The sequence below is a fragment of the Psychrobacter sp. 1Y1 genome, assembly GCF_051847395.2.
Classification (GTDB): domain Bacteria; phylum Pseudomonadota; class Gammaproteobacteria; order Pseudomonadales; family Moraxellaceae; genus Psychrobacter.
Map to the genome: position 1 here is coordinate 1,433,514 of NZ_JBPYDF020000001.1, position 12,124 is coordinate 1,445,637.

Sequence of the window (12,124 nt, forward strand, 5' to 3'; positions counted from 1 at the left end):
AGCGTATCTTTTTCACTTAAAAGTAACCAAGCTTATTTTTCTAGGATACAAGTCACACCTTGACCACCTGCTGCGCAGATAGAGATAAGTGCCCGGCCCGAACCTTTTTGATCCAATAATTTAGCAGCAGTAGCTAAAATACGACCACCAGTTGCTGCAAATGGATGACCTGCCGCTAGTGATGAACCGTTTACGTTTAATTTGCTGCGATCGATAGAACCTAGTGGTGCATCTAAGCCTAAGCGCTCTTCACAGAATTTCTCATCTTCCCAAGCAGCTAAGGTTGATAGTACTTGTGAAGCGAAGGCTTCATGAATCTCATAAAAGTCAAAGTCTTGTAGAGTCAGACCAGCGCGCTCAAGCATACGTGGTACCGCATAAGCTGGTGCCATTAGTAAGCCTTCTGTAGTGCCAGATTTACCGATAAAGTCTACTGCTGCGGTTTCTTGATGGACAATATAAGCCAATGGTTTTAGCCCGTGCTCTTTTGCCCACTCATCAGTACCTAGTAGTACACAAGAAGCACCATCAGTAAGCGGCGTAGAGTTGGCAGCTGTCATCGTTGGATTGGCATTTTTTCTACCAAATACTGGCTTTAACTTACCCAGTTTTTCTAATGTAGTATCTGGACGCAAGTTGTTATCACGAGTCAGGCCTTTATACGGCGTGATCAAGTCGTCAAAGAAACCTTCGTCATAAGCGCGTGCTAGGTTTTGATGGCTGTTAAATGCAAGCTCATCCTGCGCTTCACGGCTGATATTCCACTCAAGCGTGGTAATCGCTTGATGATCGCCCATTGATAAACCAGTGCGCGGCTCACCGTTTTGCGGTGAATCGATTAAGTCTTTTGGATTTAGACCCATTAACGCTTTTAGACGTTGTTTATTGTCTTTTGCTGCACCAAGTTTGATCAGTACTTTACGTAAGCCATCGCCGACAGCGATAGGAGCGTCAGAAGTAGTATCTACACCACCAGTGATTGCCGAATCGATCAGACCAAGTGCAATCTTGTTAGCAGAAGCAAAGGTCGCTTGTAAGCCAGTACCGCAAGCTTGTGAGATATCATAAGTTGGCGTATGTGGGTTTAGCGCGGTATTTAATGTGGCTTCACGAGTAAGGTTGATATCACGGCTAAGTTTCATGACTGCGCCAGATACCACTTCACCTACTGTTTCGCCTTGCAGGTTATAACGCTCAACTAAACCGTCCAATGCAGCTGTTAGCATATCTGTGTTGCTAACATCAGCGTATGATCCATTTGAGCGCGCGAATGGAATACGGTTACCACCTAAAATAGCAACACGGTTTAGGTTTGAAGCTGGTTTGCTCGCGCTGGCTTTTTTAGCTGGAGCAGGTTTTTTAGCAGCAGTGGTTTCCACTTTTTCATCGACCGCTTTTTTGCTAGCAGTTTCTTTAGCGCTAGTATCTTTAGTCGAGGTGCTTTTTGCAGCGTTTTCTTTTTTTGCTGTATCTGATTTTGTATCCGTTGCTTTAACAACTGTACTTTCAACAACAGGGCTATCTGGATGATTGTTTTTATTACTCATAATATTATCCTTAAAAAGTATGGGTAGAAGTAAAAAGTGATAGGTAATAATAAAAAATAGTTAAGTTATTTTATACAAGCAAATATTATCATTTATTACGCAGTACAGCTGTTTATCATAAGGCGTTTTTATTCACTTAATGTATCTCTTTAGCAAACTATGTGACGCTTGTATGAGGTCGGTAGTAGATTCATGACCATGACGCATCGCTCTAATAGACTGGCTAGTAAGAAATATTAGCATTGCATAACAGTACGTTTGATAATATATTGTTATCAATAATTAAGTATGCCATAACCTATAGGTCAGATTTTAACATGTTATAGTGGCGCTTAACGCTGCTAAAAACGACTGGCTTGTATACTGACTTGTTTACAGATTGTTGTAGACATTATCTGTTTTTGGACTTGTTTATAAGGGAAGTGTATAGTTAGGCTAGTTTTGAGGCGATTTACTAAATTTAAATAATTACGATGTCAATGTCTCTATATAATAGATTCATTGCATTTTTTATTATTATACGAATCATTAATTATAAGGATTATATTATGTCAGACCGTTATGGTGATTTTGTTCAATCTTCTATTGGCAAAAAAGTAGCAAAAAACTTAGGTTTGCCGATGCCAACGACGCTTGATCGTTTCGAAAGCGGTGAGCGTCTAGTGCGTGGTAGCGTATTGGTTGGCCGTGCTACTGGTGATGACAAGAGTGTCAGTGAGTCTGTTGCCCGTATCCTGTCAGACGTCCATGCCGAAGTATATGTAAACAGCAGTGATGATATCAAAGACGCACTTGCTGATGCAGGCGTTGAGGCAAAAGCTAACACGGGCGGCGATGATCAATTCAAAGTACTGCTTTTTGATGCCAGCAACATCAGCAATGCTGAACAGCTAAAAGAGCTTTATGAGTTTTTCCATACAGTTGCACGCCGCGTAGAAAAATCAGGTCGTGTGGTCGTGGTTGGTCGTACGCCAGAGAACATCACTGATATTGAATCTGCAATGGCTCAACGCTCGCTTGAAGGTTTTGTGAAATCAGTGGGTAAAGAGTTTAAGCGCGGTATCACAGCGCAGCTGATTTATGTTGAAGAAGGCGCAGAGCAAAACCTAGATTCAACCTTACGCTTTTTTACCTCAGCTCGTTCAGCTTATGTATCAGGACAAGTAGTACGTGTCAGTAAAGGCAGTTCAGTTGATGTCGACTGGAACCAGCCTTTGGGCGGCAAGACGATGCTAGTGACTGGCGCAAGTCGCGGTATTGGCGAAGCTATCGCTCGCGTATTGGCTCGTGAAGGGGCGCATGTTATCTGTCTAGATGTACCACAGCAGCAAGCTGACCTACAAAAAGTTGCTAGCGAAATCAGTGGTTCTGCTTTGACGGTAGATATCACTAGTGAAAACGCTGGTGCAGAAATCGCTGACGCTGCCCAAAAACGTGGTGGCCTAGATTCAATCATCCATAATGCTGGCGTGACTCGTGATAAGACATTGGCTAAGATGGATGAGAAAAAATGGAACATGGTCATTGATATCAACTTAGGCAGTATCGCTAGATTGAACCGCTACTTGTTGGACAATGACGTACTGAAAGAAAACGCACGTATCGTATGTGTGTCTTCAATTTCAGGTATCGCGGGCAACATGGGTCAGACCAACTATGCCACTTCTAAAGCTGGGGTAATTGGTTTGGTTAACGCAACTGCCAAGCAATTAGAAGACAATGCTAAAGGCATGACGATCAATGCAGTCGCTCCTGGTTTCATCGAAACCCAAATGACAGAAGCCATTCCATTTGCTATTCGTGAAGCTGGTCGCCGCATGAACTCAATGAGCCAAGGCGGCTTACCAGTAGATGTGGCTGAGACTATCGCATGGTTTGCTTCACCTGCGTCTGGCGGTCTAAATGGCAACACGGTTCGCGTCTGTGGTCAAAGCTTACTTGGTGCATAATGTTGATTAATTGACAGGTATATGTGAGAAATAAGGTACAGATAGAGACAGTAGTTGTATCATATGAGCTATTATTCCTCGTTTGTATCACATATGCTTACGAAATAATCTCTGATAAAGTGTAATAAAGCTGCCCAAGGGTGGCTTTTTTATGATAAAAACACAAGAACCAATAGCCAAACTATTTTTTGCTATTAAAGATACTCATGAGGTTGATTAAATTTAATGCTTATTAGATGATTTAATAGTAGGCTTTAGTCAATGACTGCAGATTGTCTTTATATACGTTAAAGAACTTGTTCAAGCCACACTTAGGATGTACTTATGTCAGACAAACATTATGATGCGTTGCCAAAAGCGCACACCACTTACGCCAATATTGTCAAAAGCTTATTGCCTATCGGTAATGGTGGCAAGGTCAGTAGAGACCAGTTGCCACAATCTACTTACTATGTAGATGACTTGCATATCGATCAAGAAAACCTAGACGACTATCGCAAAATTTGCGGTTTTGCTGATGATGGTAAAGTGCCAGCGACTTACTTCTCGGTATTGTCACAGACGCTGCAGATGAACATGATGGTCAAAGAGCCATTCCCATTTGCCATGCTAGGTCTTGTTCACGTTGATAATAGTGTTACCCAGTATCGCCCGATTGGAGAGCGTGAAACGGTAGCAATGTCGGTCACTTTTGATAACCTGCGTGATCATGCTCAAGGTCAGCAGTTTGACTTTGTCACTATCGTAAAGTCAGAAGATGAAGTCATCTGGGAAGGTACATCGACTTATTTATCACGTAGCAAGAAACCTAGCAGTAAAGATAAGAAGAGCGCTCCGCGTCCGGTCATGGTCAAGCCTGAAGTAAACGAAGCAGGTGTTCATAGCATTTTTGAAGTGCCAGAAGATATCGGTCGTCGTTATGCTTTTGTCTCAGGCGATTTTAACTTGATTCATTTGCATCCGCTATCAGCACGTGCGTTTGGTTTTCCTAAAGCGATTGCACATGGTATGTGGTCAAAGGCTAAGTGCCTTGCTCTGATGGGTGACTTGCCTGATACTTATACAATTGACGTCTCATTTAAGCTGCCTATCTTTTTGCCAGCTGAAGTAGAGCTTATTGCGCAGCCAATCGCTCAGCTTGAAAGTGTCGGCGATACCTGTGATTTTGGCTTATATAGCTCCAAAAACAGTAAGCCACATTTGGCGGGTGTCGTGACATTAAATAGCAAGTAGCAAGTATTGTACGACGTATCAGAACCTATATCTTAATAGCCATATTTAACCAACACGTTTATCATTATGACTGCACAAAACATGAATTCACAAAATAGCGCGATAAGTACGGATCAAGCTGACAGATCAATGACTATTGATACAGTAGCTGCTAATGACAACGCTGTCACTGATATCCCAAGTGATGACCATAGCGATTCTGACAATGGTGTTGATTTGTCCGCTGTCTTTGAGCCTTATTTTCGTCCGGATGCCAATACTATTGTGTGCGGCGCGTTAAATGAGGAAAAAGTCGCCGCCTTAGCAAAAGCTGGCGTTGAATTGGTGATTAATTTGCAGCCAGAGGATGAGTTAAGTTTTAATGAATCAGCCGCTGTTGAGCGCGCAGGAATGAGCTACGAGCACCTGCCTATTAATGGCGCTGAAGAGCTAAAGCAACTTAAAATATTGGCATTTGATAATATATTGCGTCAGTATCATGGTAAAAAGATGGCCATGCACTGTGGTTCAGGCAACAGGGTAGGGGCTGCCATTGCACTACGCGCAGGCTGGTTGCGTGGTCGCAAGATGGATACTGCTATGGAGCGTGGACGTAGTCACGGCTTGACCAAGCTTGAACAAGAAGTCCATAATCGCTTGCTAGTACCGCGTTAACTAGATTTGTGGCATTGAATATTAGTGCTGTCTTAGACGTGAGTAAACTCTAAAAGTATCATCGAAATAAATAATAAAAAAGGCGACCAATAGGTGGCCTTTTTTATTGGCTCACAATTCATTTATACTGGTTCGAATATTTTATATAGCTTGTGTATTACTATCATCTTAAAAATAGAATAATTTATATCACTGGAGCAAGGTAATAATAATGGATCATAATACAGAGAATTCTAATACACCCATAAACGCTGACTTTCAAAAAAGATTACAGCAATTACTGACAGATTTACAGCTTGATGATGCACCTGCTGGCGGGGCTGTGGCCGTGTATCAAGCAGGTCAATGCATTGCGCAAGCCAGTACAGGTATGGCGCGTCCCGATATGTCGTGGCTACCCGATACGTTGGCAATTAACTTTTCTACTGGTAAAGGGGTATTGGCAACGTTGGTTCATGTGCTGGTTTCGCAGCAACTGATCGAATATGACAAACCTATTGCCCATTATTGGCCAGAATTTGCTGCAAACGGCAAAGACCAAATTACGTTGCGACAAATCATGTCACATCAGGCTGATTTGTTTTCGATTCAAAGTATCGAGGTCGATAGCGAGACGGTACTTGATTGGGATACGATGCTGCGCCACATTGCAGCGATGCCTATTACCTCTCCCGAAGATGCGCCCAAATATGATAGCGCTTATAGTGCGTTGATCTATGGCTGGGTATTGGGCGGCGTAGTAGAGGCGGTCACAGATCTATCATTCGCTGAAGCACTGCGCCAGTATCTAACAGAGCCTCTGGGTATTGCCGACAGCTGCTATTTTGGTGTGCCAGATAGCAAAGTAGATCAGGTGGCAAAATTAGCCAAAGATTTTGAAGAAACAGAGGATACAAACTCCCATTTAAAATCGAGACGCCAAAAACCAACCTTAAAAGTAGACTCTCAAGAAACTTTACGTACTTATGAAAGCTTACCTAGTTATCATTACTGGCAACAGAAAATGCTAAATGACAAACGTGCAGCTGAGACGCAAAGTAGCCTAGATGACAGCCTAGATAGCTCTGATATTGATAACGTACAACATGTATTAAATACTGCGCGTATTAATAGCTTATATTTCAATACCAGTCAGCTTAATCTAAAAAACTATAAGGCGGCGCTGATACCTGCTGGCAAACATGCCCTTGATTATCATAACCGTCAAACATTACAGGCGGTCATTCCAGCGGCAAATGGTGTCGCTTCCGCTAAAGCACTGGCAACGATTTATGCAATGCTTGCTAATGGCGGTGTATGGCAAGGGAAAACACTGATCGATAGTGCTACTTTTAAGCAGTTATCTACTCCGCAGGTTGAGGGTTTAGATGCGGTTATGCCAGCGGCTATGAAATGGCGATTGGGCTACCATAGATTATTTAGCTTGTATGCTAACAACGATGATACGGATAAGAGAATGAGTTCTGATTTATCAGGATTTGGGCATATGGGATATAACGGATCGGTTGCTTGGTGCGACCCTGAGCGCCAACTGTCATTTGCTTTTATTCATAATTTTGATACCACTATGCTCAATGACGTTCGTCAGTTTGCGCTGACAGAAGCCGTCTTGAGCTGGGTAGAAGAGATACTTTAATAACGCCAACTTCAATCGCGAATTGATTCTGTTTCAAATATAAGCAGCATTAATGTTAATGCTGCTTATTTGGTGTCATTTTGAGCAATCTTGATGCGCTGAGACCGTGGATAAAGATAGAAGTCAAAATGACAATCGAACAAACAATCCATAATTTAAGCGCATCTTCATCCGCGAAGAAACCTTGATTGAGCGCATAGGACAGATAATATAAAGTACCAATACCGCGAATACCCAAAGCCGATATTGCATATTTTTCAGTATGAGGTAAGTTCAATCCTGATAAGGCAATAAATCCACCAATCGGTCGTATAAGTAGTAGGAAGGTAAAGCTGACGATATAGACACGCCATGTCAACTCGACACCTGCCTGCAACCCTTGACCAAGGAACATACCAAAGATAACCAGCACCAATGACATCAGTAAGCCTTCTGATTGCTCAGCGAAATCATGCAGTTTTTGGTGATAGGTATGCTCACACTCCGAGCGACGAAACGCAAATGCGGCCACAAATACAGCGATAAAGCCATAACTGTGTACATACTCTGCAAGACCATAGGCTAGTAGCGTCAACGCAATAACCACATAACCTTGCGAGATGGTAGTCTCACGGGTATGTTTAGAAAACACGATTTTGGCCAATAATTTACCAACTAATACACCCACCACTACGCCTGCGCCAATCTTCCACAAGACATCATGAGTAAACCACGACCATAGCATCTCGTAAGTAAAGGCTTTGCCTTCACTGAACGCTTCTGCAATCTTAATCGCTAGATATACAAACGGAAAAGCCAAACCATCGTTCAACCCGGCCTCTGATGTTAAGGTAAAGCGCGGTGTGTCTTCTCCTCCTGTATTGGGAGGTCCCACTTGAATGCTCGAAGCTAACACGGGATCAGTAGGTGCTAACACTGCACCCAACAGAATAGCAGCACCAAGGCTTAAGCCAAACGCGTAATACCCCAAGACTGCCATCGCAAAAATACCAATAGGCATGGTGATGAGTAGTAGCCTTACCGTTGGTCGCCACAATCGCCAAGACAACTCTGTATCGATTTTAATACCAGCACCAACCAATGAGACCAATACAACAATCTCAGTCAGTTTTTCGATGAGTAAACCGTTATCAAGTGGGTCTAAAAAGGATAAAGACGTCCACCAGTAGCCCATCATCAGACCGAAGCTGACTTGGAGCATCGGTAATGAGATAGAGGTGCGCTTAAAAATAACAGGAAACAAGGCCCCGAGCAAAAAGGCAATCCCGCAGATTAATAAGAATAAGTTATATTTTTCAATCATAAGGTGTACGCACGTCGTTATGTTTTAAGGGTCGATTTTAAGAGGGTAATTTTAGATATTGATGACAATTCACAGCAATGGTTGATAGTCAGTCACTGATACTCTTTATCATGACGCCAAAATAAAATAATTACCGCAAAAAATAGTTATCAAAACGACAGCTACGTTGTTTTTTGGTGAAAAAAAAGCCTGCATTACGCAGGCTTAATATTTTTATCAGTATGTCTGGAGTATTGATAGCTTACAGACTAGCGCTCCACTTGGCTCACGTCACGTACGGCACCAGTATCAGCACTGGTAGTCATAGCCGCATAAGCACGTAATGCTGGCGAGACATGACGGTCACGGTTGACAGGCTTCCATGCATCACGACCACGCGCTTCCATGGCTTCTCGGCGAGCAGCTAGGTCTGCATCACTCACTTGCATGTTGATGGTACGATTTGGGATATCGATATGAATGCTATCGCCTTCTTCAACCAAACCAATCGCCCCGCCTTCAGCAGCTTCTGGGCTAGCATGGCCAATTGATAGACCTGATGTACCACCAGAGAAGCGACCATCAGTCAGTAGGGCGCATTCTTTACCCAATCCTTTTGACTTCAGATAAGTCGTTGGGTATAGCATCTCTTGCATACCAGGGCCGCCTTTAGGACCTTCGTAGCGAATGATGACCACATCGCCTGCAACGATTTGATCAGCCAATACCGCAGCAACCGCATCATCTTGTGATTCAAATAGACGCGCGCGACCAGTAAAGGTCAAGATGCTTTCGTCGACGCCTGCGGTTTTGACCACACAGCCGCGCTCAGCGATATTACCATATAGTACGGCTAAGCCGCCATCTGTAGAGTAGGCGTGTTTGGCACTACGGATACAGCCTGACTCACGGTTGACGTCGAGGTTTGACCACTCTTTTGATTGTGAGAATGCTTCCGTGGTACGTACGCCACCAGGTGCTGCAAGGAAGCGTGCGCGAGCTTCATGGTTGTCAGGGTTCATGATGTCCCACTTACCGATCGCTTCTTTCATCGTTGCGCTATGAATAGTCGGCACGTCAGTTTTTAGTAACTCGGCGCGATCAAGCTCAGCGAGTAATGCAAAGACACCGCCAGCACGATGCACATCTTCCATATGGTATTTCTGTGAGGCAGGGGCTACTTTTGCCAGACAAGGTACACCGCGACTTAAACGGTCAATATCAGCCATCTTAAAATCGATCTCTGCTTCATTGGCCGCAGCAAGTAGATGCAAGATGGTATTGGTTGAACCACCCATAGCGATGTCTAAGCTCATGGCATTTTCAAAAGCAGCCTTGGTAGCGATAGAGCGTGGCAGCACAGAGTCATCATCTTGCTCATAACGACGCTTAGCAAGCGACACAATGGTACGACCCGCTTCTAAAAATAGCTCGCGACGCAATGAATGAGTAGCTAGTAGTGAGCCATTACCTGGTAAGGCTAAGCCTAAAGCTTCGGTCAAGCAGTTCATCGAGTTGGCTGTAAACATACCAGAGCATGAGCCACAAGTAGGGCAGGCTGAGGCTTCGATAGCAGCGACGTCTTCATCACTGATGCTATCATCAGCAGCGTCCATCATCGCATCGACAAGGTCAAGTTTGCGAACAGCACTGCTGTCACTACTATCGGTATTGTGGCTCTTACCAACGGTACTGGCTAAGATTTTGCCCGCTTCCATTGGGCCACCTGAGATAAAAACCACTGGTATGTTAAGGCGCATGGCGGCCATCAACATACCCGGAGTGATTTTGTCACAGTTAGAAATACAAACTAGCGCATCTGCACAATGAGCATTGACCATATATTCGACAGAATCAGCGATCAAATCACGGCTTGGTAGCGAGTACAACATACCGCTATGGCCCATCGCAATACCATCATCGACCGCAATGGTATTGAACTCTTTTGCAACGCCGCCTGCTTGCTCAATCTCACGGGCGACCAGTTGTCCAAGGTCTTTTAGATGCACATGGCCGGGTACAAACTGGGTAAAAGAGTTAGCAATCGCAATGATTGGCTTGCCAAAGTCGCCGTCAGTCATGCCGGTTGCACGCCATAATGCGCGCGCGCCTGCCATATTACGACCGCCGGTAGAGGTTTTTGAACGATAATCCATGTGATATTCCTTACAAATAGGCGGGGTTGTTAAAATGTGCACCCTCAGTTTTAATAGGGATAGTGTGCTTTTTATAGAGAGTGAGTACTAGTGAATAATACTAATTCGTTACCATACCATTAGATATGAATAACTAAAAACAATATGCTAATAACAGTGAATTAATAATCACAAGCGATGAGTAAAAAAAACAATTACTCAAAATAGCTACTCGATACGTTCTAATATGGCTTTGTCAAACCAAGGAAGATCGGCTTTGTCTGCTTCTAATTTCACAATAGTTGCAAGCGCATGAGTAGCCAGTAGCTGTTGATAATCACTACTAGCTTCAATCGTCAGCAATGATTCGGCAGGTAGTGCTTGCGTATTGGGGTTTTGCTCGTCAATACTAATTAATATTTGCTTATTATTTTTATAAAGGACGTCTACACGACCAAAAAACTGCCAGTCTTTAAAAGCGGCAATAATAGCGTCGGCAGTATCTTTGGTATATATCTGCTGCGTCTCTTTACCCGTATTGGTCCAGTGTAGCCGTACAGCCAACTGCAATGCCTCACTAAAGACTACCAACGAGCCGATAATTTTTACATGCCAAGGACTGGTCAGCAGCTCCTCGTCAATGCCAATTAATTTGGCAGCTTGATGAGCCGACATGGGTGTATTGAATTGAAGCAGTAACTCAGGAGTGAGCGGGTGCGTTTGTTTGATCGCATCATCTAAACTGTCATAGTGATACAAAAAATGCAGTGGCAAATCTTGCGTGACAATCTTCTTTATAATTTTACAATTGTGTATCTGCCAGCTGATGGCTTTATCAGTCAATGCTTCTGCTAATATGATAGCGTTCGGATCAATGGTTTGAGTACCACTTTCACTCTCAATATCAGAGTGTTCTTCCTTACTATCAAGGGTTGCAGCAGTGTTATCCATATCTGTTTGAGTTGGCAAAGTAGGCAAATCCATAAACATAGCGTTATTAAAATAGAGGGTTAATATAACATTTTAAGGGCATGACTCGCCAATAAATTAGTGAGCTAGCATGGTTGGAATATGGCTTGATATTTTTCAAATTCGGTTGTCATACTGACTTGTACTAAAGTTATATTTCGTCCACTATATGACAGATGCTTTTATCTATTTTGGATAGCTATTGAGCTATTGAGCTATTAATTAACTAATAATAAAACTCTTAAAGGAAAAAATAATGACTGAAGTAAATCAAAAGACTGCTTATGACGACAATAATATTTTTGCCAAAATGTTAGATGGTGATATTCCATATCACAAAGTATATGAAGATGATAAAACGCTGGCCTTTATGGATATCATGCCACAAGCAGAAGGCCATGTATTGGTCATACCAAAACAGAAAGCCGTTGATTTGGCGGATCTTGAGCCTGAATATGCTGCTGCGGTGCTAATGACGTCTAAGAAAGTCATGCAAGCTCAGCGCCAAGTATTTGAGCGTGAAGGCGTTATCCAAATGCAGTTGAATGGCTCACAAGCAGGTCAAACGGTCTTTCATTATCATGTGCATCTCATTCCATCAAGTATCCATGAATTGGGTCGTCATGCAGTGACCCAAGCAGATAATAGTGATTTGGCAGCTATTGCGCAGAAGTTGGCGGCAGTGATTGATGCATAGTTAGAAAACAGAGTGCTTCTGT

Annotated in this window: 9 protein-coding genes; 5 read left to right on the top strand and 4 right to left on the bottom strand. The window is 43.2% G+C overall.

From position 1 onward, the window contains the following. Window positions 1-32: 32 nt before the first annotated feature. Window positions 33-1,547, bottom strand: a complete 1,515-nt coding sequence (locus ACS8FA_RS20040) for an acetyl-CoA C-acetyltransferase (RefSeq protein ID WP_101205407.1) — start codon at window positions 1,545-1,547, stop codon at window positions 33-35. A 548-nt stretch (window positions 1,548-2,095) separates the two neighbouring features. Between ACS8FA_RS20040 and ACS8FA_RS20045 the strand changes: the two genes are divergently transcribed. From ACS8FA_RS20045 to ACS8FA_RS20060, 4 genes are all read left to right on the top strand, one after another. Continuing rightward, window positions 2,096-3,496, top strand: coding sequence for a 3-oxoacyl-ACP reductase (locus ACS8FA_RS20045; RefSeq protein WP_165597289.1), 1,401 nt, complete (start codon window positions 2,096-2,098; stop codon window positions 3,494-3,496). A gap of 324 nt (window positions 3,497-3,820) precedes the next feature. Further along, window positions 3,821-4,729 (top strand): MaoC family dehydratase, encoded by a 909-nt coding sequence (locus tag ACS8FA_RS20050; protein ID WP_439264953.1) that lies wholly within the window; start codon window positions 3,821-3,823, stop codon window positions 4,727-4,729. A 129-nt stretch (window positions 4,730-4,858) separates the two neighbouring features. Beyond that, window positions 4,859-5,383, top strand: a complete 525-nt coding sequence (locus ACS8FA_RS20055; protein ID WP_439265012.1) for a protein tyrosine phosphatase family protein — start codon at window positions 4,859-4,861, stop codon at window positions 5,381-5,383. Between the two features lie 211 nt (window positions 5,384-5,594). Next, window positions 5,595-7,019 (top strand): serine hydrolase domain-containing protein, encoded by a 1,425-nt coding sequence (locus tag ACS8FA_RS20060; RefSeq protein WP_439264952.1) that lies wholly within the window; start codon window positions 5,595-5,597, stop codon window positions 7,017-7,019. A 55-nt stretch (window positions 7,020-7,074) separates the two neighbouring features. Here the strand turns inward: ACS8FA_RS20060 and ACS8FA_RS20065 are convergent, their stop codons facing one another. The 3 genes from ACS8FA_RS20065 to ACS8FA_RS20075 all read right to left on the bottom strand — a co-directional run bounded on the left by ACS8FA_RS20065 (window position 7,075) and on the right by ACS8FA_RS20075 (window position 11,420). After that, the gene (locus ACS8FA_RS20065) at window positions 7,075-8,322 is read right to left on the bottom strand and encodes a cation:proton antiporter (RefSeq protein WP_296207835.1); all 1,248 of its coding nucleotides are present in this window, start codon (window positions 8,320-8,322) and stop codon (window positions 7,075-7,077) included. A gap of 248 nt (window positions 8,323-8,570) precedes the next feature. Continuing rightward, on the bottom strand, window positions 8,571-10,457 hold the full coding sequence (gene ilvD, locus ACS8FA_RS20070; protein WP_102094755.1) for a dihydroxy-acid dehydratase: 1,887 nt from the start codon (window positions 10,455-10,457) through the stop codon (window positions 8,571-8,573). A 207-nt stretch (window positions 10,458-10,664) separates the two neighbouring features. Further along, window positions 10,665-11,420 (bottom strand): hypothetical protein, encoded by a 756-nt coding sequence (locus ACS8FA_RS20075; protein WP_439264949.1) that lies wholly within the window; start codon window positions 11,418-11,420, stop codon window positions 10,665-10,667. Window positions 11,421-11,661: 241 nt separating this feature from the next. On the opposite strand from ACS8FA_RS20075, the gene ACS8FA_RS20080 reads away from it, so the two are divergent. Continuing rightward, window positions 11,662-12,102, top strand: a complete 441-nt coding sequence (locus ACS8FA_RS20080; RefSeq protein ID WP_102077970.1) for an HIT family protein — start codon at window positions 11,662-11,664, stop codon at window positions 12,100-12,102. Window positions 12,103-12,124: the final 22 nt, after the last annotated feature.